The sequence below is a fragment of the Candidatus Pelagibacter sp. HIMB1505 genome (assembly GCF_052047915.1).
Lineage (GTDB): Bacteria > Pseudomonadota > Alphaproteobacteria > Pelagibacterales > Pelagibacteraceae > Pelagibacter > Pelagibacter communis_A.
This window is the reverse complement of record NZ_JBNAIR010000001.1, coordinates 798,838-824,897: the sequence shown is the minus strand read 5'-3', so window position 1 is coordinate 824,897 and position 26,060 is coordinate 798,838. Positions and strand designations below refer to the sequence as shown.

At 29.6% G+C, this 26,060-nt stretch carries 33 protein-coding genes; 11 read left to right on the top strand and 22 right to left on the bottom strand.

Annotated elements, in window-relative coordinates:
• Positions 1-72: 72 nt before the first annotated feature.
• From ACTTAU_RS04295 to ACTTAU_RS04245, 11 genes are all read right to left on the bottom strand, one after another.
• Complete coding sequence (locus tag ACTTAU_RS04295) at positions 73-1,155, bottom strand: sulfite exporter TauE/SafE family protein (protein WP_438305231.1); 1,083 nt, start codon at positions 1,153-1,155, stop codon at positions 73-75.
• A gap of 232 nt (positions 1,156-1,387) precedes the next feature.
• Positions 1,388-1,738 carry a hypothetical protein gene (locus ACTTAU_RS04290; RefSeq protein ID WP_438305234.1) on the bottom strand — a complete coding sequence of 117 codons (351 nt, stop codon included), beginning with the start codon at positions 1,736-1,738 and terminating at the stop codon, positions 1,388-1,390.
• 21 nt (positions 1,739-1,759) lie between these two features.
• Entirely contained in the window at positions 1,760-3,619 is a 1,860-nt protein-coding gene (aprA, locus tag ACTTAU_RS04285; RefSeq protein WP_438305235.1) for an adenylyl-sulfate reductase subunit alpha, read from the bottom strand.
• Positions 3,619-4,089 carry an adenylyl-sulfate reductase subunit beta gene (gene aprB / locus ACTTAU_RS04280; protein WP_438305237.1) on the bottom strand — a complete coding sequence of 157 codons (471 nt, stop codon included), beginning with the start codon at positions 4,087-4,089 and terminating at the stop codon, positions 3,619-3,621. The genes aprA and aprB overlap by 1 nt, the downstream gene beginning before the upstream one ends.
• Positions 4,090-4,113: 24 nt before the next feature.
• Positions 4,114-4,908: an adenylyl-sulfate reductase gene (locus ACTTAU_RS04275; RefSeq protein WP_438305239.1), complete on the bottom strand. Its 795-nt coding sequence runs from the start codon at positions 4,906-4,908 to the stop codon at positions 4,114-4,116.
• A gap of 93 nt (positions 4,909-5,001) precedes the next feature.
• Positions 5,002-5,400: an HIT family protein gene (locus tag ACTTAU_RS04270; RefSeq protein ID WP_438305240.1), complete on the bottom strand. Its 399-nt coding sequence runs from the start codon at positions 5,398-5,400 to the stop codon at positions 5,002-5,004.
• Positions 5,397-6,170: an aminotransferase class IV gene (locus ACTTAU_RS04265; RefSeq protein WP_438305242.1), complete on the bottom strand. Its 774-nt coding sequence runs from the start codon at positions 6,168-6,170 to the stop codon at positions 5,397-5,399. Before ACTTAU_RS04265 ends, ACTTAU_RS04270 begins: the two co-directional genes overlap by 4 nt.
• Complete coding sequence (locus ACTTAU_RS04260; RefSeq protein WP_438305245.1) at positions 6,133-6,690, bottom strand: aminodeoxychorismate/anthranilate synthase component II; 558 nt, start codon at positions 6,688-6,690, stop codon at positions 6,133-6,135. Before ACTTAU_RS04260 ends, ACTTAU_RS04265 begins: the two co-directional genes overlap by 38 nt.
• Entirely contained in the window at positions 6,690-7,844 is a 1,155-nt protein-coding gene (locus ACTTAU_RS04255) for a chorismate-binding protein (RefSeq protein WP_438305247.1), read from the bottom strand. The genes ACTTAU_RS04260 and ACTTAU_RS04255 overlap by 1 nt, the downstream gene beginning before the upstream one ends.
• 1 nt (position 7,845) lies before the next feature.
• The gene (locus ACTTAU_RS04250) at positions 7,846-9,066 is read right to left on the bottom strand and encodes an MFS transporter (RefSeq protein ID WP_438305250.1); all 1,221 of its coding nucleotides are present in this window, start codon (positions 9,064-9,066) and stop codon (positions 7,846-7,848) included.
• A complete protein-coding gene (locus tag ACTTAU_RS04245) occupies positions 9,063-10,238 on the bottom strand; it encodes a trans-sulfuration enzyme family protein (protein ID WP_438305252.1) in 1,176 nt (391 codons plus the stop codon). The genes ACTTAU_RS04250 and ACTTAU_RS04245 overlap by 4 nt, the downstream gene beginning before the upstream one ends.
• 166 nt (positions 10,239-10,404) lie before the next feature.
• Here ACTTAU_RS04245 and ACTTAU_RS04240 point away from each other — a divergent pair, with 166 nt between their 5' ends.
• A complete protein-coding gene (locus tag ACTTAU_RS04240; protein WP_438305254.1) occupies positions 10,405-11,115 on the top strand; it encodes a hypothetical protein in 711 nt (236 codons plus the stop codon).
• Here the strand turns inward: ACTTAU_RS04240 and mnmA are convergent.
• Positions 11,108-12,226, bottom strand: a complete 1,119-nt coding sequence (mnmA, locus tag ACTTAU_RS04235; protein WP_438305256.1) for a tRNA 2-thiouridine(34) synthase MnmA — start codon at positions 12,224-12,226, stop codon at positions 11,108-11,110. The two genes, ACTTAU_RS04240 and mnmA, sit on opposite strands and share 8 nt — an antisense overlap.
• 40 nt (positions 12,227-12,266) lie before the next feature.
• On the opposite strand from mnmA, the gene ACTTAU_RS04230 reads away from it, so the two are divergent.
• Genes ACTTAU_RS04230 through ACTTAU_RS04220 form a run of 3 tightly spaced genes read left to right on the top strand, consistent with a single transcriptional unit; the run spans position 12,267 to position 13,343 of the window.
• Complete coding sequence (locus tag ACTTAU_RS04230; RefSeq protein WP_438305258.1) at positions 12,267-12,437, top strand: DUF3553 domain-containing protein; 171 nt, start codon at positions 12,267-12,269, stop codon at positions 12,435-12,437.
• Positions 12,430-13,203, top strand: coding sequence for a 3'(2'),5'-bisphosphate nucleotidase CysQ family protein (locus ACTTAU_RS04225; protein ID WP_438305260.1), 774 nt, complete (start codon positions 12,430-12,432; stop codon positions 13,201-13,203). The genes ACTTAU_RS04230 and ACTTAU_RS04225 overlap by 8 nt, the downstream gene beginning before the upstream one ends.
• Positions 13,203-13,343 carry a hypothetical protein gene (locus ACTTAU_RS04220; protein WP_438305262.1) on the top strand — a complete coding sequence of 47 codons (141 nt, stop codon included), beginning with the start codon at positions 13,203-13,205 and terminating at the stop codon, positions 13,341-13,343. The genes ACTTAU_RS04225 and ACTTAU_RS04220 overlap by 1 nt, the downstream gene beginning before the upstream one ends.
• On the opposite strand, the gene ACTTAU_RS04215 is transcribed toward ACTTAU_RS04220, so the two are convergent.
• Positions 13,335-13,898 (bottom strand): regulatory protein RecX, encoded by a 564-nt coding sequence (locus ACTTAU_RS04215; RefSeq protein ID WP_438305264.1) that lies wholly within the window; start codon positions 13,896-13,898, stop codon positions 13,335-13,337. The genes ACTTAU_RS04220 and ACTTAU_RS04215 overlap by 9 nt on opposite strands.
• Before the next feature lie 28 nt (positions 13,899-13,926).
• Here ACTTAU_RS04215 and ACTTAU_RS04210 point away from each other — a divergent pair, with 28 nt between their 5' ends.
• Genes ACTTAU_RS04210 through bcp form a run of 4 tightly spaced genes read left to right on the top strand, consistent with a single transcriptional unit; the run spans position 13,927 to position 16,432 of the window.
• Positions 13,927-14,400, top strand: a complete 474-nt coding sequence (locus ACTTAU_RS04210) for an ABA4-like family protein (RefSeq protein WP_438305266.1) — start codon at positions 13,927-13,929, stop codon at positions 14,398-14,400.
• Positions 14,393-14,986 carry a 2-hydroxychromene-2-carboxylate isomerase gene (locus tag ACTTAU_RS04205; RefSeq protein ID WP_438305267.1) on the top strand — a complete coding sequence of 198 codons (594 nt, stop codon included), beginning with the start codon at positions 14,393-14,395 and terminating at the stop codon, positions 14,984-14,986. The genes ACTTAU_RS04210 and ACTTAU_RS04205 overlap by 8 nt, the downstream gene beginning before the upstream one ends.
• 5 nt (positions 14,987-14,991) lie before the next feature.
• A complete protein-coding gene (locus ACTTAU_RS04200) occupies positions 14,992-15,972 on the top strand; it encodes a glycosyltransferase family 2 protein (RefSeq protein ID WP_438305269.1) in 981 nt (326 codons plus the stop codon).
• The gene (bcp, locus tag ACTTAU_RS04195; protein WP_438305271.1) at positions 15,965-16,432 is read left to right on the top strand and encodes a thioredoxin-dependent thiol peroxidase; all 468 of its coding nucleotides are present in this window, start codon (positions 15,965-15,967) and stop codon (positions 16,430-16,432) included. The genes ACTTAU_RS04200 and bcp overlap by 8 nt, the downstream gene beginning before the upstream one ends.
• Before the next feature lie 113 nt (positions 16,433-16,545).
• Here the strand turns inward: bcp and ACTTAU_RS04190 are convergent, their stop codons facing one another.
• The 4 genes from ACTTAU_RS04190 to ACTTAU_RS04175 form a co-directional block, all read right to left on the bottom strand.
• A complete protein-coding gene (locus tag ACTTAU_RS04190; protein ID WP_438305272.1) occupies positions 16,546-17,847 on the bottom strand; it encodes an ammonium transporter in 1,302 nt (433 codons plus the stop codon).
• Positions 17,848-17,990: 143 nt separating this feature from the next.
• Positions 17,991-18,266, bottom strand: a complete 276-nt coding sequence (locus ACTTAU_RS04185; RefSeq protein WP_085114489.1) for an HU family DNA-binding protein — start codon at positions 18,264-18,266, stop codon at positions 17,991-17,993.
• Positions 18,267-18,423: 157 nt separating this feature from the next.
• Positions 18,424-19,536 carry an RIP metalloprotease RseP gene (gene rseP, locus ACTTAU_RS04180; RefSeq protein ID WP_438305274.1) on the bottom strand — a complete coding sequence of 371 codons (1,113 nt, stop codon included), beginning with the start codon at positions 19,534-19,536 and terminating at the stop codon, positions 18,424-18,426.
• Positions 19,537-19,588: 52 nt separating this feature from the next.
• The gene (locus ACTTAU_RS04175; protein WP_438305276.1) at positions 19,589-20,206 is read right to left on the bottom strand and encodes a DsbA family oxidoreductase; all 618 of its coding nucleotides are present in this window, start codon (positions 20,204-20,206) and stop codon (positions 19,589-19,591) included.
• Between the two features lie 105 nt (positions 20,207-20,311).
• On the opposite strand from ACTTAU_RS04175, the gene ACTTAU_RS04170 reads away from it, so the two are divergent.
• Positions 20,312-21,211 (top strand): dihydrodipicolinate synthase family protein, encoded by a 900-nt coding sequence (locus ACTTAU_RS04170; RefSeq protein ID WP_438305278.1) that lies wholly within the window; start codon positions 20,312-20,314, stop codon positions 21,209-21,211.
• A complete protein-coding gene (locus ACTTAU_RS04165) occupies positions 21,211-22,563 on the top strand; it encodes an NAD(P)/FAD-dependent oxidoreductase (RefSeq protein ID WP_438305280.1) in 1,353 nt (450 codons plus the stop codon). Before ACTTAU_RS04170 ends, ACTTAU_RS04165 begins: the two co-directional genes overlap by 1 nt.
• Positions 22,564-22,691: 128 nt before the next feature.
• On the opposite strand, the gene ACTTAU_RS04160 is transcribed toward ACTTAU_RS04165, so the two are convergent.
• Together ACTTAU_RS04160 and ACTTAU_RS04155 are read right to left on the bottom strand one after the other, a co-directional pair.
• Complete coding sequence (locus ACTTAU_RS04160; protein ID WP_438305281.1) at positions 22,692-23,009, bottom strand: hypothetical protein; 318 nt, start codon at positions 23,007-23,009, stop codon at positions 22,692-22,694.
• A 141-nt stretch (positions 23,010-23,150) separates the two neighbouring features.
• Entirely contained in the window at positions 23,151-23,372 is a 222-nt protein-coding gene (locus ACTTAU_RS04155) for a DUF2798 domain-containing protein (protein WP_438305283.1), read from the bottom strand.
• Between the two features lie 92 nt (positions 23,373-23,464).
• Between ACTTAU_RS04155 and ACTTAU_RS04150 the strand changes: the two genes are divergently transcribed.
• Positions 23,465-23,635 carry a hypothetical protein gene (locus tag ACTTAU_RS04150; protein WP_438305285.1) on the top strand — a complete coding sequence of 57 codons (171 nt, stop codon included), beginning with the start codon at positions 23,465-23,467 and terminating at the stop codon, positions 23,633-23,635.
• A gap of 13 nt (positions 23,636-23,648) precedes the next feature.
• Here ACTTAU_RS04150 and ACTTAU_RS04145 read toward each other — a convergent pair whose 3' ends face one another.
• The 3 genes from ACTTAU_RS04145 to ACTTAU_RS04135 form a co-directional block, all read right to left on the bottom strand.
• A complete protein-coding gene (locus ACTTAU_RS04145) occupies positions 23,649-24,602 on the bottom strand; it encodes a DMT family transporter (RefSeq protein ID WP_438305286.1) in 954 nt (317 codons plus the stop codon).
• A 195-nt stretch (positions 24,603-24,797) separates the two neighbouring features.
• Complete coding sequence (locus ACTTAU_RS04140; protein WP_438305287.1) at positions 24,798-25,451, bottom strand: hypothetical protein; 654 nt, start codon at positions 25,449-25,451, stop codon at positions 24,798-24,800.
• 62 nt (positions 25,452-25,513) lie between these two features.
• Positions 25,514-25,984, bottom strand: coding sequence for a DM13 domain-containing protein (locus tag ACTTAU_RS04135; protein ID WP_438305290.1), 471 nt, complete (start codon positions 25,982-25,984; stop codon positions 25,514-25,516).
• Positions 25,985-26,060 lie beyond the last annotated feature (76 nt).

Below are 26,060 nucleotides of genomic sequence, written 5' to 3'. Positions count from 1 at the left end.
TAATGACCATAATCAAAGTTGACACTGATTATTTTTAAGTTTTTCTTTAAAAATATTATTCATCTAAAAGTATTAAGATGCCTTTGAAAAATGTTTTTTTCTTAAATCAGACATAAATCTTCTAATAAATGCTGCGCCAATTCCAAGTCCAACAGCAAAAAATATAGAAAACAAACTATATACAATTGGCATTTCTTTAGAGAATTTTTGTACTAACATCGATAAAGCATTTAATTCATTATTTGTGATCTGATTAATTTCTTTTTCAACATGTTCAACAAAAAAGGTATCGTAAGCAATTGCTATACCTACGGCTAACAATAAAATTGCTAATAAAGCTTTTAAGCCAGAACTGTTAATTTTTTCACCAAGTTTTTGTCCAGACTGAACTCCTATAATTGATCCAACTACAAGTAAAAAAACTAAAACTAAATCAATTGATCCATAATTAAATGCATGAAGAAATGTAACAATTACACTTACGAAAATTGTTACAAATAATGAAGTTCCAGGAACTAATTTAGTAGGCATTTTTATAATATAAATCATAGCTGGAACTAAAATAAACGCCCCACCAATTCCCATTATTGCAGCAATAAATCCTACCATGAGACCTATAATGATTGGTGTAAAAATACTTTCGTACAACTTAGATTTTGGAAATCTCATTCTAAATGGAAGACCGTGTATCCAATAATGAACATGTAATTTTTTCTTAATTAAAGCATTTTTTCTTGAATTATCTATCTCACCTAAGCTTTCAACTAACATCAAGGTTCCTATAATTGCAAGGATGTACATGTACGCTAATGATATAACAGTATCAATTTTACCTATCCCTTTAAAATAACTAAAAGTATAAATTCCTAGTAAAGTTCCAATTGATCCACCAATAACAATCATGAAACCCATTTTGTAATCTAAAGTATTTTTTAAATAATGAGTTGTTGAGCCTGATACAGAAGTAGCTAAAATATTATTTGCTTCATTCGCAACTGCATATGCTGGGGGTACACCTAAAAATATTAAGAAAGGTGTCATCAGAAAACCTCCACCAACACCAAACAACCCTGATAAAACACCTACAATTCCACTGAGTAATAAAATTTCAATAGCACTAATTGAAACTTGAGCTATAGGTAAAAAGACTTCCATTAAATTTATTTGTGAAACTTAAAAATAACTTAACTAAAAGTTATAAGAGTGCCAACTAAAATCACACCCCAATATGCAGCTAATCCTGCAAAAATACTAGTTTTAATAATTATTGTTTTTAAGTTTAATATTTTGTTAAGAATTTTATTGTGAAATAATTGCATTTATGGAGGTCAATACACCTACAAAGTTATTTGTCAAATAATTTATAATTAAATATAAATTTTTTTTATTAATAGATAGTTGCACCAAAAACTTTAACGACCCCGTCTTCTACTCCAAGAACCAATCTGCCAAGAAATTCCCCTGGGATCTCTGTATTCAGCTGTTTGATAAGAATAGTTATATGATCTCCTCTTCTTAATGTACCGAAAGGCTCATACATTTCTTTTAAATTAACTATTAATTTATTGTTAGCCCATTGTTTACCAAGCTCAACTTCATTAGCCCCAAACAACATTTGAGTAGAAAAATCCCTAGTAAAACCACCATAATCTTTTAAATTTGATGATTTCACTAAGTTTTCCCAAATAGGTTTGGCTATAGCAAATATCTCTTCATCTGATTTTGCTAGAAGATCCATGAAATTACTCTTTTAATTAATTTAAGAGGCTTTCTTCTTCTCGTTTTCGTCTACGATATGGTAAACAGGCACTTTCTCCATGCTAAACTTACCAGTTTTAGGATCTCTTCTTGAAACTGTTAAACAATGCCAATTATCATCATCTAATTTCATATGATCACCTCTGTAGTAATATCCAGGCCAACGAGTTTCTTCTCTAAATAGAGTATGTTCAGTAACACACTGAGAAGTTAATGCTCTATGCTTTAGCTCCCAAGCTCTCATTAACTGGTGATAATCCTCTGCTCCAACATACTCTAGATCTTCTTGCAGCCAATCTAGTAGCTCCAGACCTCTTTTTAGCATATTGCCATTAGTCATATAGTTAGAAGTAATACCCCCTACATACTCGTCCATAATTTTCTGAAGTCTTTGTAAACCTTGAATTGGAGATATGTAGCTTGGAGATACTGTTCCTCCTGTAATCTCGTTTCTTGCAATTGTGTAATTATCTAAAGGTTTGTAAACAATTTCCTTAAAGTTTTCACACTGTTTGTCTGAAACTTTAATTCCATCTGCTTTTTTATCCTCAATGTATTTTACAGCAGCTTTTGCAGCTAATCTACCTTCAGTAAAAGAACCTGATGAAAATTTGTGTGCACTTCCACCAACAGTGTCACCCGCACCAAATAATCCATCAATAGTTAACATTCTGTTATAACCCCAGAAATATTCTGGAGGAGATAAATCCTCAGGTCCACTCACCCAAGCTCCTGAACATGTTGCATGAGATCCCATAACGTATGGCTCTGAAGTTGTTAGCTCTGGATTTGTATATTTAGGATCGATATTTTGAGAAGCCCAAACAACAGCTTGCCCAACAGTCATACCTAAAAAGTTTTCCCATCCAACAGTTTCTAAATGTGGATCTTGAAAAGCCTCAGTTGTAACCATATGAATTGGTCCACCACCTGCAGCAACTTCTTGAATAAATGCATGGTTTCTTAAACAAGTAGGAGTTGGATGATGATCAATATATTCGCCAACTAGCTCTTTAGTTTGATCATACCATTTCTTCTCGTAGTTTTCTCCGTTGGCATTTTGAGTGTATGTTTTTAAATGAAGAAAATAGGCACCAACTGGTCCATATCCATCTTTAAATCTACATAAAACAATTCTATTTTCCATCTGAGTCATTTTAGCACCAGCTGCAATAGGTAATGCATAAGCAGAACCATTACTCCACGGTGCATACCAAGTTCTTCCCATACCTTCACCAACTGCTCTTGGCTTAAATATATGTGATGCACCACCAGCAGCAACAATTACTGCTTTAGCTCTAAATACATGAAAATCACCTGTTCTCATGTTAAAGCCTACAGCTCCACCTATTCTATTGTCTTGAGCTTCATCCATTAATAGATGAGTAATCATTATTCTATTGTAAATTTTATCAGCGGATTTTTTTGCAGCTTCAGCAACAATAGGCTTATAACTCTCACCATGGATCATTATCTGCCATTTACCTTCTCTTAGATATCTTCCAGTTTTTTCATTTTTCATCATTGGAAGACCCCACTCATCAAACATATGAACAGTTGAATCTACATGACGAGCCATGTCATAACCTAAATCTTCTCTAACCATTCCCATTAAATCATTTCTTGCATATCTAACATGATCTTCAGGTTGGTTTTCACCCCACTGCATACCCATGTAGCAGTTAATTGCATATAGCCCTTGAGCTACAGCACCACTTCTATCAATGTTAGCTTTTTCAACACAAACAATTTTCATGTCTCTACCCCAGTGCCTTGCTTCAAACGTGGCACCGGTTCCGGCCATACCACCACCAACAACTAAAATATCACAATCTTCGTAATGAGTTTTATGTTTTGCCATTAGTAGTATACCCCTTTCTTGAACGACTCTTTAGGAACAACAGGCAATTCACCACCCGTATTTAATCCCTCTGGTTCTCTGTATAATCTTTGAGAATTTATTTCTCCTTGATTTGGTTTATCACCATCTGCAAGTTTTGGAATAAATTGACCCCAAGGTTTTGTTGTAATTGGAGAAACAAAGTTTTTTTCTGTTCCATTTCTAAATTTTATTTTCCAAGAGATTGTTCCTTTTTCCTCTTCTCTTCTAACTCTAACACTGTGTCCCATTGGAGCAAAGTCTGCATAACCTCTTACATCAATTGCATGGTTAGGACATGCTTTAACGCATGAATAACATTCCCAACAAAAGTTTGGCTCTATGTTTTTTGCACGTCTGATATTTTCATCAATGTGCATTATATCTGATGGACAAATATCTACGCAATGACCACAGCCATCACATCTAGTCATATATACAAATGTTGACATATTATTTTTTCTCCTTTTCCAAATTTAATAGTGTTTAGGTTGTTCTCTTTTAATACCAAGACCAAATTGCTCTGGTGCATCAGCTGGTGGTGGAAGATTATCTCTTGAACCATCTGCTTCAGCTAAATTTTTTTGTATTGCTGCCCCTGGTTTGTAAAACATGTGAGCAAACTTAGACCAATAAACGCCTCCAAATAAAACAATATTTGCAGTTACAAATAAAATCAAAAATAAATAAGATAATCCAACTTGACCATTGAATTGAGTGTATGACCAAGCTAATCCAAAAGTAGCGCAAGCTAAAAGAGCAAGTACAAATAAATCTGCTTTAATAATTCTATACCAAGGATGCGCTTCTGAAGAAACATCTACTCTTAGGAAAAACCAGAACCAATAACCACCTAGACAAGTAAGTATTGCCCCAACATGCCAAAGCATTGACCAAATTTCTGAATTTGATTTACCTGCACCAGTATAACTAAAAACCAAAACTACTGATGCAATCCAAAATAATATTGTGCCATACATACCAAGTACATGAGCAAGTCTTCTTTTTCCAAAGCCAAGTTCCGAAGTTGTACCAATATCTACAACAGCTGTTTTTGCTATTATTGCTGTTTTTTCTCCAGCACTAAGTTCTTTAGTTGCTGACAATTTTGCTTTTTTTGCATTATTAAAAAAGTAAGTAATATTTTTATGATGGATCATTTGAATAATTGTTCCAACAGCAATTAAAATGACCATAGCTATAATAAAGATTTGCATAGCAACAGGTGAGATGGTTCCAGCTAAGGTAGAAAATGGGTTTGTGTATATCATAGATTATTTAAATTAGTTAAATTGTGAAAACACTTAGTATAGTTGAAAATAATCTTCAACTGATAAGTATTGTACATTTTGTCGTTATTAAGGTTATTTTTTTCTTATATAATGTTGTTTTTTTGGGATTACTGACCTTACACCACCTTGAGGGTTCTCAACGTCACCAGAACGTCTTGGAATCACATGAATATGACAATGCATTATTGACTGTCCAGCAACAGTTCCTGAATTAGTACCTACATTGAAACCTTCTACACTTGTATCTTTATTTAAAATTTCATCTTTAACTAATTTTATAAGATCATTACATGCTAAAAGCTCCTCATTTGTTAGGTCAAAATAATTCTTAATATGTCTTTTTGGAATTATCAGACAATGATGATCAGAGACTGGGTAAGTGTCATAACTTGCATAAGCTAAATTATTTTCATGTGCTACTCCACTTTCTTTAACATTGCAAAATAAACAAGGATTATTTGGATCTCTCATATCAAAATTTTTTTACATTTCTTAATTTCTGAATTTAAAGTTTTAGATATCAAATTAAAATAATTTAAACCTTTTCTTTTCCAGCTATTATTATGAATTTTACTTACTGAAGCAACTCCTTTACCAGAACCAACTAAAACAATTTCATCAAATTCTTGCAATTGATTTACATAAATATTTTTTTTATGAATTTTAGGTAATTTTTTTTCTAATGATCTAAATGTAATACCTTTATAATAACCTTTTATAGGTGAATATATTTTTTTATTTTTTGCTAAAAGAATATTTGAAGTACCTGTCTCTAAAAGTTTTTTGTCACTTATAAGACCTATGTCAAATTTACTGGTATCAAGTTTTGATAAATGTGAAAGGATCTTTCTATATTTAAGATTTTTATATTCTGGTTTTTGACGTTTTAATTTTACTAATTTTAAAACTAAATTATTTTTAATCTTTATCTTGCTCCTTATTGAAATTGAAATAACTTTTTTATTTAAAGCTATTCTTAAAAGATGATTATATTTTTTACTATTAGATAAGTTTTTTCTTAAAAGTTTAAAAATATTTTTTTTTAGATTTTTTGTATCTATTCCATAAGCTTTTGCAGACTTGATTAAATTATTAATATGATCTTTGAAAAAAAGAATTTTAAAAGATCTATCAAAAATCCACATAGTAGTGAAAACCCCATGATCCCCCCATAGGTCTTTAAATTTTATCTCTTTTAAATTATTAAGCTGATAAGATTTTTTTAATAAGAAAGTTGCCATTTAAAGTTAAAAAAGATTCTGGGTGAAATTGAAATCCATAAATTTTATCTAAATTATTTTCAAATGCCATAGCAACATTTGTAATTTTGCAACGCATTGTTATATCAAAACTATTCTTATTAAAAGGCTCTTTAAGCTTTAATGAATGATATCTACCAACTTTAAATTCTAAATTGTTATCAAAAATTTTACTTTTATTGTTAACTTTTATTTCAGATTGAAAACCATGATAGATATTTTTCTGTTCTACTATTCTAGCCCCTTCATTAAACAAAATTTGTTGAAATCCTAGACAGATTCCAATTATCCTTTTTTTTCTTTTATATTTTTTATAAATTTTTGAAGTCCTTGGATAATCTTTTGGATTTCCAGGTCCTGGTGAGAAAACTATAGAGCTAGCTTTTTCTAAAATATTATAATTAATTTTGTCATAATTATCACAAACAACTTTATCAAATCTTGAAAATTGATGAACGACATTGAATGTGAATGAGTCATTATGATCTATTATGTAAATCATTAATACAAATCTATTAAAGCTTTTGCTTTTATATAATTTTCATTGAACTCTCTGTTGGCATTGCTGTCTATCACTACACCTGAGGCAACAGCTACTTCTGATATATTTTTAAAATTTAAAATTGATCTAATAATTATATTAAATCTCATGTCTCCATTGAATTTTATATAGCCAAAGTTTCCTGTATAAATATTTCGATTTTCTTTCTCTTGATTATTTAAAAGTTTTAAGGTGTTTATCTTTGGACAACCAATTACAGAACCTCCAGGCATCATGGCTTTAATGATATCTAAATTTTTAACTGATTTTCTAACTGTACCTTTAATTAAGCTCACATAATGAAATAAGTCTCGGTATTCTTCAATTATTTTTTCTTTAGCAACTTTAACGCTTAAAGGAACACATATTTTAGATAAATCGTTTCTTTCCATATCTACAATCATGTTATGTTCTTTGTTCTCTTTAATATTTTTTTTAAAGTATCTTAAAGCTTTTGATTTATTCATTTTATCTATTTTTTTTACAGTTCCAGCGATAGGTTTAGTTGAAATTTGGTCACCTTTCTTATCAATGAGATTTTCTGGCGAGCAGCTAACGATTGAAAAATCCTTATCTCTGATCATGAATGCTTCTGGTGCTAAATTAAACTCAGATAATCTAGAAAAAAAATCTAACGGATCAACTTTTGATTTAGATTTATATTTAGTGCAAATTTTTATTTGATAAGTATCTCCTGCCCTTATTCTTTTTTTAAATTTATCAAATATTTTGGTATAATTCTTTTTATCAATATTTATCTTAAAATTTTTAATCGATTTTTTGTGACTATTTGAATAACTAAAATTTTTGATATTAAGAATGGACTCAGGTTTATAAAAAATCCCTTTGTAAAAATTTAAGGACTTTTGTTTTGGAAGTTTAATATCTATTAAATTATTTAATAATTCATAACCAAAAAAACCTATAAATAAATCTGTACCTTTAGATTTTCTTTTATTTGGTTTAAAATTTAAGAAATTTTGAGCATCTTTATTATTTCTTAAAATTAGTTTTTTTGAAAAATTAAAATAAATTTTGAACCCTTTATTAGATTTATAAATAATATAGGGCTGATTAGAATTATGTAACTTGTAAAGTTTATAAATATTGCTCAATTTATTCAGTTTTTAATCTTAAAACAGCTTCTTCTTTAATTGGTAAATGAATTATTGCTGCAAATACTGATAATGCAATTGCTAAATACCACGCATAATCATATGAGCCATATAGATCATGAAACAAACCTCCAAGATAAGCACCAAAAAATGAACCAACCTGATGACTTAAAAAAACAATTCCATATAAAAGACCTAAATATTTAGTTCCAAATAAATGAGCAACTATTCCACTTGTTGCAGGTACTGTTGAAAGCCATAAAAATCCAAAACTAGCACCAAATATAAAAGCATTTAGATTGCTAGCTGGAAGAAAAATAAATAAAATTATTGAAATTCCCCTTAAGAAATAAATTGAACTTAATATAATTTTTTTACTTATTTTAGTTGATAAATAACCACTAAGTAATGATCCGAAAATATTAAAAAGGCCAATCAGAGATAATATTGCTGCAGCAGTCCAGTTTTCTAAACCTCTATCGATAACATATTTAGGAACATGAGTTCCAACCAACGTAATGTGAAATCCACAAACAAAAAAACCAGAAGTTAACAAAATATAGCTTTTTGTTTTAAAAGCTTCACTGAGTGCCTGAAAAGTTGTTTGAGAACTAGGTTTTTCTAAATTCTCACTAACTGATGGAGATTTAACAAAATAAGAAATAACAAGACCAATTAGTAAAAACACAACAAAGGAATATAATGTATTAATCCAACCGTTATTCGCCAAGCTATAGTTTGTAAAAATTGGTGAGATAAAATAACCAAACGAACCTACTGCAGTCACAAAACTCATTGCAATTGTTCTATTAGATAAAGGAAAGTGTTTACCAACAATAGACATTGGAATACTTATCGCTGTGCCACCTAGTCCTATACCAACAAGAATACCAAGATCTAACTGAAAAAATATCCCATTGTTTGGCCCAGAATATAAAAAGTAGATACCTAATGTATAAAAAATAAATGCAAGCATGATTGCTTTGTGGCCACCATATCTATCGGCTATTGCTCCAAAAATTGGACCTGTTAATCCCCACATTAACATTTGGATTCCAATTGCAAGACCTGACTCTGTTATTGAAACACCAAGATCTCTTTGAAAATCATTAAAGAACAAACCAAAGGTTTGTCTTACACCTAAAGATATTAAAACCACTCCACAAGCTGCAAAGAGAGTTATTAATGCAGTATTTGATTTAAAAAATTTTTCAGTTGTCATTTAAGATATCTTAATGCCTGTTTTATATCAGCAATAAGATCATTTGGATCCTCTAATCCAATATGTAGTCTTACAAGATGTTCATCTTTTGAAAGTTCTAGGTATTTACGAACTCCTGTTTCTCTCAATTCTTGGTGAAGCACTAAACTTTCAAATCCACCCCAGCTATAACCATACCCAAATAATTTTAATGAATTAACAAATTTTCTAACTGAATTTACATTTTTTGATTTAATCTTAAGACCCATCAAACCTGATGCACCTGAATAATATTTTTTCCACATTCTAAAATTATAACTATCTTTTTTATAAGGATATAAGAGTTTAACCTTTTTATTTTTAGACAAAAACTCAGCAACCTTTTTAGCATTTTCTCTATGACGATCTAATCTTACATCTAAAGTTCTTAGACCTCTGGTAATCAAATAAGCATCATCAGGGCCTAGTCGCAAACCTGTTATTCTCTCAGCATCTTTTACTTTTGAAAAAACTTTTTTATTAACTGCCAAACTTCCACCCATTACATCAGAATGGCCTGAATAATACTTTGTTGCTGACACAATTGACATGTCAAAACCTAGTTTAATAGGTTTTAAAAAATAAGGTGTGCCCCAAGTATTATCTATTGCAGTTAAAATTTTATTTTTTTTAGCAATAGATAAAATTTTTCCTAAATCTTGAAAATCAAAAGAATTACTACCAGGATTTTCTACAAAAATTAATTTAGTTTTTCTTGTTATTGCCTTCTCGAGAGTTTTTAAATCATGAGGATTATAAAAAGTTGTTTTGATATTAAATTCTTTTAAAAAATTCTCAGTTAATAATCTTGTTGGACTATAAACTGGGTCTGCAGCTATAATTTCATCACCAGGACGAGTTACACTAAATATTGCTAAAAATACTGCACCAAAACCTGTTGGTGTTGTAAATACATGATAGCTTTCCTCAAGCTTAGTCAAAATTTTTTGTAAAATAAATGTTGTAGATGTACCTTGACGACCATAATCAAAGTGACCACCTGTAGGGTTCTTTTTAGCTTTATCTTGTGTTTTTCTAATATGCTTCATTGATTTAAAGATAATTGTAGATGCTCTAACTACTGGAGGATTTACTGACTGATTATGAAAGTCTTTTGCGGTATGTTTTAAAAAAGTTTTGAATGAATTAGACATAAAAAATTTGATAACTGCTAACGACAATGCTATATCCCGCAGATAATTTCAATTAAAATTATAAACAAAGGATAAGATGGGTTACCCAAAAAAACATAGAGGCCGAAGAAAACAAGGGTCTAAAAAAAGAAGAGCTAAGAGAAAAAATAAGAAAAAATAATCTCCAATGGAACAAATCAATAAGGTTAAATCCATAAGTGTATGGATCTTTATTGTGCCGTTTGTTGCAGTTAACACTTGCTTAATACTAATTACACAGTTTCAAGGATTATTTCCAAATCAAGAAGATATTATTCATAACACAATACCATATTTTGATGGTGGGGCTTCTATTAGCAGAACGGCAAGACCTTATCCGTCATGGTTAGTTTTTAAACCTGCAATGTTTTTAACTTCTTTTTTATTAGTTAAATATTGGCTCTTTAACAAAGCAATAGTCTCTTCATTTGAAAAAGATCATAAATATATTAAAAAATTTGTTTATTTTGGAATAGCTTCTGCTGTAGCTTTAACAATCCATTCAATTTTTCTAGGAATAAAATTTGATAATGATTTTTATAAATTGTTTAGACGAGTAATTATGTTGATGTTTATAATCTTTGAAATTGTTGCACAAGCTTATCTTGTAGCAACTTTATATTCTTTTAAAGGGAAGTTGTTAAACTATATCAATAAAACTTTTTTAACTTTAAAATTATATCTAGTCTGTATTCTAATTGTAGTGGCAGTTATAAGTGTGCCTATTATTAGTTTACCTGGTAATGATGTTTTGGGATTTAATGTAAAATTTTTTAAACATGGATTGGAATGGAATTATTTTATTGGAGTAATTACTTTTTATCTCTTAACCTTTTTTATGTGGAAAAAAACTAATTAACAATCCATCCGCCACCTAAAACCTTGTGACCTTGCTTATCAAGATCATAAAAAACACAAGCTTGACCTGGTGAAATACCATCTTCAAAATCTTTCAAATTTACTACAGCAGAATTATCATTTTTTAGATTTACTTTAGCCTCCAATAATTTTCCAGTTGATCTAACTTTCACTAGAATTTCTTTTGAAAGTAGATTTTCATTAACAAGTAAATTTAAATTATTTATATTAATATTTTTTTTTCCAAGTTTTTCTCTTGGTCCAACTATAATTTCATTTTTGTCAGAGTTAATTTTTAAAACGTACAAAGGCTCAACATCTGAAACTTTAATTCCTTTTCTTTGACCGATGGTAAAATTTATAATCCCATCATGAACACCAATAACCTTGCCATTTAGATCTTTAATATTTCCCTTTTTAAAAGAATCTGGTCTAAATTTTCTGATAACAGATGCATAATCGCCATTTGGAACAAAGCAAATATCCTGACTATCTGGTTTGTCAGCAACATTTAATTCTAATTTTTTAGCAATAGATCTTGTTTCATCTTTTAGCATTCCACCAAGGGGAAATCTTAAATAATTTAATTGTTCTCTTGTTGTATTAAATAAAAAATAACTTTGATCTCTATTTTCATCAATTGCACGGTACATATTAGTTTCAGTTCCAGAAGTAATACTTTTTACATAATGACCAGTAATTAATGCATCTGCTTTTAAGTCTTTTGAAACCTCAAATAAGTCTTTAAATTTAACAGTTTGATTGCATTGAACGCAAGGTATTGGTGTTTCTCCTTTTAAATAGCTCTCTACAAAATTATCAATAACACCTTGTTTAAATTTACTTTGATAATATAAAATTTTGTGTTCAATATCTAATTTGTGGGCAACCCTCTTTGCATCCATAATGTCTTGACCTGAACAACATTGTTTTGATGAAGCAACTTCTTTTCCATCATCATATAGTTTTAAGGTTATTCCAATAACTTTATAACCTTCTTTTTTCATCATGCCTGCAACAGTGGATGAATCAACTCCTCCAGACATTGCAACCACAACTGTTGTATCGGATGGTTTTTTTTCTAGTCCTATAGAGTTTAATTGGTTGTTCATTAACTGGTATTTATACTTATTTCTAATATAAGTTAAATAAATGATATTAGATTTTGAACCAGGAGATAAAGTGGTTAATCCAAAAGCTAAAGAATGGGGAATTGGGCAAGTTCAATCTATAATCAAAGAAAAAGTTACAGTCAATTTTCAAAATGCTGGAAAGAAAGTGATAAATTCAAACAACATTGATCTTAAAAAAATAAATGACTGAAATTAACATTGAGCAAATTGTAAGAGGCTTAATTGATACTTTTTTAAGTGCAGGAGAGGTTTCTATTAATCTAAGAAAAAATGGTCTTACCAAAAAAATCAAATCTGACAATACACCGGTAAGTAATGGTGATATTGAGGTAAATAAAATAATTAGTAAAAAATTAGGAGAATTAACCCCATCAATACCTATCATTTCAGAAGAAACATCTGATAATAAATTAACAAAAGATCTTAAAAATTTTTGGCTTGTTGATCCAATTGATGGCACCTATGATTATATTAATGATCTTGACGAATTCACAATCAATGCAGGTTTAATATTAGATCGAAAACCAGTTGCAGGGCTTATTTATGCGCCTGCTAAAAAAAGAATGTTTTATTCTTATAGCGAAGGTAATGCATACGAATATACGAATGGTAAAGAAATAAAAATAAATGGTTCAAGAAATTTTGATAAGGATAAAATAAAGTTTGTTTCATATTCAAATAAAATTAAGCCTGAAATTCAAAAAGTTTTTGATGAGCTTGATGTGAAAGAATACACTCGAATGAAAAGTTCGTTAAAGTTTTGTGTAATTGCTACCGGTGAATTTGATGGCTATGTAGCAGAGCCAAGAGCATGTGAGTGGGATATTGCAGCTGGACATGCAATTTTAAAACACTCTGGTGGCACTGTTACTGATTTTGAACATAATGAAATATTATATGGAAAAAAAGACTTTAAAAACCCCAGTTTAATATTAAAAAGTAATATGTTAGTCTAATGGATGAACAGCTTAGAATTATCTTAATAATAATTGTGTCAGTATCTATTTTTGGATTACTGGTATTTGTGTTTGTAAGAAACTATATCAAAAATAAAATTGATTACTTGGTTGAACAAGAAAAGAAAAAATTAAAGTAAATTTATTATTTTTAAATAATCATCCTTTTCGATATCCATAACTTTTTTAGATGTTTCAAAATCAAATCCATTTCTTGCGAGTAAAGAGATGTCTTTCTTATAAAATAATGGCCTGTTATCCTCTGTTCTTGCTGGTCCAATTCTTTTCTTTTTGCATACTTTGATTGCAGAATAAAAATCTTGATCAGAGTTATCATCTTTAATTTTATTTACAGTTTCTTTTATAAATTCATCTTGAATACCTTTGCCAACTAAATAATTTCTAATTTTGTTTATTGAATTTCCTCTTTGGATCATGCTTCTTGCTTTACTTTCTGAGTAAAATTTATCATTAATAAATTTATTTTTTTCAAGATCAGATAGAACAATATCAATTAGATTTGATACATCTTGTTTTTTAACATTTGGTACTGATGTTTTTAGATATTTCTTAAGTAAGTAAGTTTTTAATTGTTGTTTTGATGGTGCGTACTTTTCAACATAAACAAACGCAAAATTCCGCATTTCCTCAACGGTAACTTTGAGAGTTTTTTTACGGTTTCTTATAGGAATCATAATTAGATTTAATATAATATATTTAAAAATGATCGAAGAAATTTATACTTTTTTTACAATTGAAATGCTTTATCTATGGATAAACATTGGGGTATTACCTTTTTGGGTACTAATTATATTTTTTCCTCAATCTCATCTTTGTAAATATCTAGCAACTTCAATTTTTCCAATTTTTTTACTAAGTGTGGCTTATATTTTTATTTTATACAAAGCATTTTTAGGCGAATTTGATTTTGATAATAATTTCAGTCTTTACTTGGGATTAGGTAATGTATCAGAATTATTCAGAGATGATTATTATCTATTAATGTTTTGGACACACTTTGTGGCAGTTAATCTGTTTATTGGTGGCTGGATTTTAAAAGATTCTCAAAAACTGTATATGAATAAAATTCTTTTAGCATTTCCACTTATTATTACTTATTTAACAGGCCCTATTGGAATTTTTATATATTGGATCATTAGAATTTTTTATGCAAAACGATTAAATCTATATGACTAAGTCTATAGATTTTTACTTCGATATCATAAGCCCCTACTCATACATTGCTCATAAAAAAATTGAAAAAGTTATAAAAGAAAAAAATATACTGTTTAATTATAAACCTATTTTATTAGGCGGTCTTCATAAAATGGCAGAAATTACAGCACCAGCATTTAATGAATTTAAAATGAAAAATATGAAAAATGATTGTGAATTAGTCTCAAGAAAAAATGATATCCCTTTTAAATGGAATGAAAAATTTCCGATAAATTCTATTTCTATTATGAGAGGTTGCCTATTTATCAATACTGAAAAAAGAAAAGATTACCTAGAAAAATTCTTTAATGCATACTGGAGAGATAATGTTGATCTATCTATACAAGAAAGTTTTATAAAAGTATTAGAAACTCTTGAAATTGATCAAACAAGTTTTTTAGATGGAATTGGCAATGAAAAAATAAAGGAAAAATTAAAACATTTAACAACTGAGGCTTTTAATAAAGAAATATTTGGTGCACCCACATTTATTTGTAATGATAAAATATTTTGGGGCCAAGATCGTTTAGAATATGCAATTGATGAATTTCTAAATAAAGATAATTAATAAATATGAAAAAAATTTTTATAAAACTAGCTAAAGCTTTAGGTTATGAAATTATTGATCAAAATAACTTTGTTTCACCAACATTAAATAAAGAATTAAATGAAAATTTATCTAGTATTAATAATCAATCAATTGTTCTTCCTTTAGGAGAAGTAAAAATTACTAGAAAAATAAATTCTTTATTAATTATATTTAGAACAAATACATCTGTTGAAATATGGGATCAAAATAAGAAAAGATTGTTTGAACAATCAAAGTTAGAGTACTCTTTACGGTCTTTAAATTCACTTATTAAATCAATTAAATATTTAAAAGAAAAATTACCAGAGATAAATGTAAAACTAATTATTTTAGATGATCACTCTAGTAATGAAAATCTTGAAAAAATAAAAAAGATATCTCAAAAAGAAATTGGTTCTCAAATAATTTCTTTAGATCACTCTAAATATAAATCATTTATCAAAGAGCAAAAATCAAAAGAAACTTTTTCAAATCTTGCAAGTTTATTAAATTCTTTCGAAATTGGAAAAGATCAAGGAGAAGATCTAGTTTTTTTTGTTGAAGATGATTATTTGCACTTTGAAACTATGTTAGAGGAAATGCTTTCATCATTTCAGCGAATATCTTCACAACTTAATAAAGATATTTTTATTTGCCCTTCTGATTATCCATATCTTTATATGAATAATGAAAAAACAAACCTTTTAATTGGAAGTAAGAGACACTGGCGAACAATTGATAAAACCTTATGTACGTTTTTAACTTCTAAAACTCTAATTAATAAATACTGGAATAATTTTAAAAAAACATGTGAAGATCGCCATGATCCTTTTGAAAAATACTTAAATGAAATTTACAAACAAGAAATATGCATTTCACCTATTAAAAGTCTTTCACTGCATTTAACCAATATTAATTCAAGCTATGGGCTAGCGCCATTTATCAATTATAAAGAACTCTGGGAGGAAAACAAAATTAATGATTAAGGTAAATACTAAAGCACCATTATTTAAAATTCCATCAACGAACAAAAATGAATACTCGTTAAAAGATTCTCTTGGTAAATATGTTGTGATTTATTTTTATCCAAAAGATGACACGCCAGGTTGTACAATTGAAACAAATGATTTTAATAAACTTCTTCCAAAATTTAAGAAGCTAAACTGTGATGTTTTTGGTATTTCAAAAGATAACCTAAAAAGCCATGATAAATTTAGAGATAAATACAAAATCAAATTTGATCTTTTGTCTGATGAAGAATTAACTGTTTTAAAAAAATATAAAGTATGGGCTAAAAAAAAGTTTATGGGCCGAGAATTTATGGGAATTTTAAGAACTACTTTTTTAATTGATCCTAAAGGCAAAATCATAAAAATTTGGGAAAACGTCAAAGTTAAAGACCACGCCAAAGACGTTCTTGCTACATTAAATTCTATTCAAAAATAAAAAGGCCCCGAAGGGCCTTTTAGTTATTAACTATTAGAGAGAGTTAAAGTTTTTAAGGGACTCCTTGTTAATGAGTAAACAATGAGAGCAAAGAGCCCCTTGATTGCATGCAATTAGTCTCTTATTGCGTAAGCAATTACACCTGTTTCTGAAACGTCTGTTCCTTTTGTTTCAGCTTCTTTACTTAATCTTAGACCAACAGTTGCTTTCATGATTGACCATATGATGTATGCAACAATGAAGATAAAGATGTTGACTGCAAGTACTCCGATTAACTGAGCACTAAAAGAAGCATCAGGGTTAGTTGCTGGTACAATTAATGTTCCCCAGATACCTGCGAACAAGTGAGCTGGGATCGCACCTACTACATCATCAATTTGTAATGAGAATAATAGTTTAGTACCGTACACAACGATTACACCACCTACACCACCAATTAAAATAGCAGCTAATGGTGATGGCATTAATGGTTCAGCTGTTATTGCAACTAATCCACCAATACATCCATTTAACATTTGAACAACATCTGTTTTGCCAAATCCTAATCTTGTAACAGTTGCAGCAGCCATTACACCACCCGCACCAGCTAAGAATGTATTAATAAAGATTGTTGATACAGCGATTGCATCATCAGCTGTTCCCATTGCAAGTTGTGAACCACCATTGAAACCAAACCAACCTAGCCATAAAATAAATACACCAATTGTAACTAATGGAATTGATGAAGCAGCAAATGGTTTAATAGGAGCAACTGCACCAGACTTAGTAAATCTTCCAAGTCTTGGTCCAATAATCATTGCACCTGCTAAAGCTGCAGCACCACCAGTTGAGTGTACAAGAGTTGATCCAGCAAAATCAGAAAAACCGATTTCAGCTAACCAGCCTCCACCCCACTGCCAACCCATTACGATTGGATATAAAATTCCTGATAAAATTGCTGCAAATAAAAAGAATGGCCATAGTTTAATTCTTTCAGCCATAGCTCCTGATACAATCGATACTGTAGTTGCACAGAATACCATTTGGAAATACCAATCGGATCCATCTGAATAACCCGTATCAATTGCACTACTGTCAGACCATGGAATAAAACTTCCTATGTATCCACCTTCTGGTATGCCGTAAGCTAAATTATAACCTACTAACCAGAACATTATTCCAGCAATTGAAAATAAACCGATATTTTTTGCACAAATTACCGATACACTTTTTGAAGTTACCATACCAGATTCTAGCATTGCAAAACCTGCCGCCATAAACATGACAAGGAAACCACAAATCAAAAATAATAGGGTGTTAAATATAAACCCTACTTCTGCTGATACTGTTGTCTCAGCATGTCCAGCACTTGTTAAACCCATTAACATAACTAATGAGAGTAAAGGTGCTGATATTAGTTTAATCATTTTAGTCATAAGACCTCCCGTTTAATAAAAGGATTTATATTTTAATGACTTTTAAAAACTAACGCTGATTAGGAAAATTGGATATGCAGTATTTGCATATAGAAACAGCCTAAATGCTTATTTGAAAAACATTTAGGCTGTTTAAAAAAGTGTTATTTATTGAATACTTCTTTTAAAGCTTTTGCAGGTAAGAACTTAACCTTTTGTGATGCAGCAATTTGAATTTGCTCACCAGTTCTAGGGTTTCTTCCAACTCTTGCTTTTCTTTTAGCTACTTTATAAGTACCAAATCCAGCGATTTTCACTGAATCATCCCCTTTTAAAGCATCCAAAATAGTGTTGGTAATTGTATCAAAAGTTCTTTCAGCATCAGCTTTACTTAAGTTTAAAGCGCTTGAAAGCTTTACTACTAGTTGTTTTTTGTTCATTTTAGCTCCGGTTTTATTGGTTAATTTCTATCTTTCAAAAAACCCCCGTAAAATCAACCTTTTTTTTAGTAGCAATCAAAAATATAAACACAATATATTGTATAAAGTTAAATTAGTGTTGATTTTATTAGTTTTTTTACGATTTTATAAACTTAAATTATCTAAATAAACCAAGGTCTTTTAAGTCATTAAAAGTGGTGAAAAACATCAATGATATCAATAAAAACATCCCGATTCGAAAAAAACCTTCTTGTGTTTTCTGTGATAAGGGACGACCTAAAACCTTTTCAAATGCATAAAACATTAAGTGTCCACCATCAAGCATTGGTATTGGAAATAAGTTAACTAAACCAAGGCTTATTGAAATATAAGCCATCATACTAATAAAAGCGAGTAAACCAATATCAGCAACTTGGCCTGATATTTTAGCAATTCTTATAGGACCTCCTAATTGTGAGGTATCAGCCTTACCAACAATCATTCCACCAATGTATTTTAAAGATGAAACGCTTACATAATATACCTCATTAAAGGCATGCAATATTGACTGGGCCGGACCGAGTTTTATGTGGTTTACTTGATCATTATAAGCACCAAGTTTTATTCCAACCATTCGTTTATTAATTTTATTTCCTAAATTATCTTCTCCTTCAACTAAATCAGGTTTTATTTTTAAGATTAATTCATCATAAGAACGCTTAACTTTAAAATCAATAACATCAGCTGTAGACATCATTATATACTTTGAGACATCCATAATGCTTTGAACTTCATTATTATCTATTTCTAAAATAACATCACCTTCTTTAAGACCTCCAACCATAGCAGGACTATTTTTTTGAACTTCATTAATCACCGCTGGTGTAAAATCTTTACCAATAAAGGTATAAATTGAAAAAAAGATCGCTAATGCCAATATAAAATTAGCAAGTGGTCCACCAAAAACAATTAAAGCTCTTTGATATAAAGGTTTTAAAGTAAACAATTTATCTTGTTCTTCTTTGCTATATTTTTTTATGATTTCATCGTGATCAGCTTGTGAATATACATTTCGATCCCCAAAAAACTTAACATAACCTCCAAGTGGGATCCAACATATCTTCCATCTAGTGCCAGATTTATCATTCCAACCAAATATTTCTTTGCCAAATCCAATGGAGAAATCAGTAACACCTACTCCATATTTTTTAGCAAAATAATAATGACCATACTCATGGATAAACACCACTATTAAAATCAAAACTATAAATGGTACTATATAAGTTAGCATAATTATATATTGTATCTAATTCTCAATTTATCTCAACCTCTCAAAAAACACTTTAATTTAAGTTATTTTTGATTGTAGTTACTAGATTTGCAGAACTTTGTGCGCCTGAAATAAAATCATTTCCTATTTCAAAAAATGGAACCCCTGTTATATTTTTTTCATTAGCAATTTGTCTATAGGAATTAACTCTTTCAATATTCTCTAAATTAAAGAATTCATTAATTTCATCTTCATTAATATCAAATTCTTTTCCAATATTGATCAAAATTTCTTTATCTCCAATATCAAGCCCTTCTATAAAATAGGATTGATAAATCTTTTCTTTAATTTCATTTTGTTTATTCTCTTTTTCACCTAAATTAATCAATAGGTGTGAAAGAACAGTGTTTGGTGTTTTTTTGATATTATCAAGATTAAAATTAAACCCTTCTTTTTTTGCTTCTTCAACCATTCGATCATACATAGGTTGTGCATTTTCTTTGCTATCAAACTTTATTTGTAAGTACCTGCTTCTCTCTATTCCTTCTTTTGGCATATCGGGATTAAGTTGAAATGGTATATGCTCAATTTCAAATTGAACATCTTTAAATTGTTCTAAAGCTTTATTTAGTCTTGAGTGACCAATATAGCACCAACCACAAATGGTATCTGCAAATACTTTTATTTTCATAATACCCTTAATTCATTAATCATTTTCAAAATCTAATATCTACAAATTTAAACTCAATTTTATAATTAAGTTGCTCAAAAAATGCTTAATAGATAAACTATTTTCATGAAATTGAATGGTATTTATACTGCTTTAATTACTCCTTATAATTCAGATTATTCAATTAACGAACAAGCTCTAGAAAAAGTTGTTAATAATATAATTGAAGAAGGTGTGCACGGGATAGTGCTTGCAGGTTCTACTGGTGAAAATTATTCACAAACTTTAGATGAAAGAATTCATTTAATGAAGTTGGCTACAAAGTTTATTGATAAAAGAGTAACTTTAATTGTTGGAACAGGTGCGGTAACTCGAACAGAAGATTCAATAAATTTAGGAAAAGAAGCAAAATCAGTTGGGGCTGATGCAGTTATGATTTCATCCCCTCCATATGCAGTTCCAACCAGTAAGGAAAATGCATTAAATGCTCTTAAAATTGATAAGGAAGTCGATTTACCGATTTTACTTTATAATTATCCAGGGCGTACATCTGTTGATATGGATAAGGAGTTTTTAGACATTGTTTCAAAATCTAAAAATTTTTGTGGCATTAAAGAGAGTTCTGGTGAAATTGAAAAAATTGATTTTTTAATGAATAATTATCCTTCTATAGATTTATGTTGTGGGATGGATGATCAAGCATTTGATTACTTTAAAGCAGGTACAAAAAGTTGGGTATGTGCTGGAAGTAATTTTGCAGCAAAAGCTCATATCGCACTTTGGAAAGCTTGTGTAGTTGAAAATGATTTTTCAAAAGGTGAAAAATTATGGGCAGCTATTAAACCTTTAATGATTAATTTAGAGCAAGGGGGAAAGTTTGTTCAATCAATTAAATATGGAGTAAACTTAACTAGTGTTGATGCAGGTCCACCTAGATTACCATTGTTACCTCTTGATGATAATGAAAAAGAAAAATTTGAAACAATAGTTAATCAAATGAATAAAACTATTGATCAAATAGTTTAATGACTAAAACAATTGTAGCTAAACGATTACCCATTGATCCTGGTCCTGCTGCTTGGAAACAAATATTACCAAAACAAAAAAGATATCCAGAGCTTAATGATAATATCAATACTGATTGGTTAATCATTGGTGGTGGGTTTGCAGGTTTATCTGCTGCAAAAAGAATTTGTGAATTAACTCAAGATAAAGTCACTTTAATTGAAGCAAGTGAAATAGCATCTGGCCCTGCTGGAAGAAATTCTGGATTTATGATTGATCTTCCTCATGAATTAGGATCAGGCAGTTATCAAGATACAATCGAAAGAGATAAACTTCATGTAAAACTTAATCGATACGCCTTAGATTTTGCACTTAAAGCATCGAAAGAATATGAAATGCCAAAAGAGGCTGCTGATCCCGTTGGAAGAATTAATAGCTATGTCAATAAAAGCGGTAAAAACCATAATCAAGAATATTCAAAACATTTAGATCAGTTAGGTGAAAAATATAAAGACTTATCAGCTAGTAACATGAAAGAAGTAACAGGTTCAGATTTTTATAGTGGAGGTTTATTTTTACCCGGTTGCTTGATGTTACAACCTGCTTTGTACATCAGTAAACTTGCTGAAGGGATTTCAAATCAATACCAGAGTAATTTTAAATTATTTGAAAATACCCCAGCCCTTGAATTTCAAAACAATGTTAATGATTGGATTGTAAAAACACCAAAAGCAACAATTCATACAAATAAGATTATTATGGCTGTTAATGGTCATGCAGAGTCGTTTGGTTTTTATAAAAGAAGACTAATGCATGTGTTCACTTATGCCTCAATGACTAGATGCTTAACTGATGAAGAACAAAAAACTTTAAAAGGACACAAAAGTTGGGGTATTACTCCATCGGATCCAATGGGATCAACGCTTAGAAGAATAACAGGTATTGGAGGTGATCGAATTTTAATTCGTAACCGTTGGACCTTTGATCCTAAAATGGAAGTACCGATAGATCGAGTAAAGAAATTTGGAAACGATCAAGATGAAAGTTTTAAAAAAAGATTTCCAATGATTAAAGATGTGAATATGGAATATAGATGGGGAGGCAGATTATGTCTTTCTCTTAATTCTGTACCTGCATTTGGTGAAGTTGAAAAAAATATCTATTCTGCATGTTGTCAAAATGGAATTGGTACTGCAAAAGGCACCTTAGCTGGAATTGGTGCAGCTGATCTTGCAGCTGGAATAAATTCTGAAATTGTAAAAGATATGCAAACATACGATCAGCCTAAAAAATTACCTCCAGAACCCCTTTCAACTATTGGTGCAAGAACAGTTATTAAATGGAGAGAATTTAAGGCTAAAGCTGAATTATAATTTTTTCTAAATTTAAAATTAAAAAATAAGGGATATCAGAATAAACATCCCTATTAATTTTAAGGTCATACTGGTTACCCCACCTTGAACCAACCAAACAGAAAATTTAATCCAGAAATTTTTCATACTTAAAATAAAGTTTTATCAACTACCTTGCAGCTATAACTTCCGTAAGCTCCAGAAATTCTATCTAAAGTATCAGGTTTAAAATCACGAGGTTCACCAATTTCTTTCATTTTTTTACTTTTCCAAAATGTAATGAATTCTTTAGTCCATTTGACAACTTCTACTTCAACCCCATCAAGAATAAGTAGTTGTTTTTCATCATTAACAATAAAGCTAGTTTTATAGTTAGTCGTACTTATACAAGACAAATAAATATCCTTAGCATAAGAATTGCTGCCAAAAATTAATGTAAAAGTTAAAATAATTAAAAATTTTTTCATAAATTTAATCTAAAAGCCACCACGCCAATTATCTTTAGACTTAAAAGTTTTCTCTTCACTTTTTGATGTGGGTCTAAATAGATAATAAACAACTAATATTGCAATAAATGAGAATATAATAATTTCCATGAGAAAATCTTACTATTTTGTAATCTTATCTACAAACTTTCTAGCAATAGGGCCAACTAAAAGAGCAGCAGCAATTGCAATAGGTAACCCAACTACCCAGGCTTTTAAAAACCTATTGATATAACCACTATCCATACCAGTATTAATGTAGGTGATAATTAAGGTCATTAATAAACTCATGCTAAAACCCATTACCAGTATAAATATTAGATTTGAATATTTTTTAGGAAACATTGTTTATTGATTAACACTTGTGAATTGATGATCAAATAAATAATTATTCGTTATTAGTATTTTAAAAATAAAAATTAAAGATAGGAGCAATAATGAGTAGTTGGTTTAAAGTTTGGTTATATGCATTAGGGAGTTATTCAGATAAAAAGACAAAACCCTATGACAAGCAAATTGTTTTAGTTAGAACATTTTGGGTATTCTTACATATTTTTACATGTCTGATGATCATCATCGGTAATGGTCGATTGATGGGTTGGTGGTAAAATTTAATAATTATTAACGTCTTGCAGGAGTTTCTGAGGCTATATACTGATCTCTAACTTTTTCTCTAAAGTAAATATAAACCCCAGCAGAAATAATGCAGATAACTCCAATTAACGTTCTTAAAGATGGAATTTCATTAAATAGAAAATATCCAGGGATCATCGACATAATAATTAATGAATATTCAAATAAAGATACAACAGAAGGTGATGCAACGATATAGGCTGAGAATATACAAACGAATGCAATAGAAGCTGCAACCCCAAAGAATAAGATAAATTTCCAAGTATAATCAAAGTTTGAAAACCATTCTCTAAAGATAAATTGTGTAGTTGGATCAAAGTTCACACTATTAAACTGACCACTTCCCATAAATATATAAATCACACCACAAAATATAAGAGCAATTAAATAAAAGTAATAAAGCTGAGTATTTACATCATCTTTATCAGATGTGTACTTCGTAATCGTCATTGAGGCTGCATAAAGTAAAGCGCTTAATACAGGAAGTAAATTTCTAAATTCAAATTCTGAAAAATTAGGATTTAGTACAATTAATACACCGGTAAAACCAAATGCAATTGCTGACCATCTTCTAATTCCAATAAACTCTTTTAAGAAAAACTTTGCAAAGATAGAGACAAAGAATGGACAGGAGAAAAATAAAGCATTTGCAGTTGCAAGTTGCATATAAGTTAAAGAAATAAAGAAAAATGAAAATGCAAAGAAATGAAGTATGACCCTTACAATAGTTAAAACAGGATAATGAGTTTTAAGAGTTACTTTCTGCCCTCTAAATTTGATGTAACAAAACAACAATATTGCAGCAACCAAGTATCTACCAAAAAATATTTCATACAAAGCAGATTGCTCAAAAATAAACTTAATCAACGAGTCTTGCATTGCAAACAAGCTCATTGCAATCATGATCAAGATAATCCCTTTGGAATTATTATCAGCTGTCATAAAAGTGATAGAATAACAGTGCTAGCTAAAGCGCAATAAGAAAGTAAATCATTTCTTCTTAAATTTAAAATATAATGAAAATAAAATAAGACCTACTAAGACAATCCCAACAAATACTCTTAAATATTGATTAAAGAATACATCTATTAATTCAATCATTTAAAAACTTTATAATTATCTAAAATTAAAAATAAATTACTTTAATTGACAGTGACTATTTTCAACGATACAGCCAGCCTGTTCCATTTCATCATCAAAAATTTTTGGATGTCTTAAAGCATAAAGATTGGTTAGATAATTAACACCATATCGTTTGAACTTACCATCGCTAGTCAATGCACCACTCTCATGACCAAATGATGTAATATCCTCTAATAAATTACCCTCTTTATTATAAAGGGCAGTTTTGCCATAACAGTTGCAAAAATAAGTTCTGTTATGCTTTGGCTCGATATCAACAAAGATTGAAGTACCTCTAATTCCAATAGTACCATTTGGAACCTCAACTGTTAATTCATCCTTACGTTTTCCAAATACTGCATGAACAGATCCTTGAATAACTTTTAATAATTTTTTAGATGCAAATTCAATTTTTGTATCGGGTCTAATTAAAAAAAAGTCATCTTTAAATTTTATAATTGATTTTTCACCTTTAGTCTCAATTGTAGTGTTATCTAAATCCTGAAAATTTGTATCTGCTTGTTTTCCATCAATAAAAAAATTTCCTGATAAAATCTTATTAGTTTCTGAAGCAAAAACTAAACTGGGGCTTAAACCAGAAGCTAATAAAAGTTGAGTAGTTAATTTGATAAATTTTCGTCTATTATAAAAATCTGTATTTTTAAGCATTATTATTTATATCACATTTAAATGATTTTGATTAAATAATTTAAATATCAACGTGAATTCAACTATTGATATTTTGCACTGGTAATGAATTCATTAAAGCTTTCACACCAAATTACAATAGTGTTGTATTTATTGACTTGAATGTCGTTAGAAACATCAATTGCAAAATTATTAAATGATTTTACTTCTGCTACGTATTTAGCTTGATCTTTGATCGCCAAAAATTCGTCCTCATGCTCTACAAACTCATTTGTTAGATATAGCTTATAATCTGGACCAGGTGCAATGGAGCCATTGACTGTGATTTTGTCTTTAGAAATTGTAACTTTGGCCTCTCCCCAATGAAAAAGGTCGCTACCTTTTAAATCTTTAACAAATTCTGTTTGATATAACGCCTTTTGTTCATATTCATTAATCTTAAGTGTATCTAGTGATTTTGGTGCAGTTAAAATTGGTAAAAAATAAACACCTAGACCAAAACCCACTATGAGCACAAATAGATGACTAAACAAAAGTAGTGCTTTATTTTTCATTATCATTGATCCTATAAATCAAGTTTGATTAATATCAAAGTCATTTTAAAACAATAATTGCTTTAATGATTATATT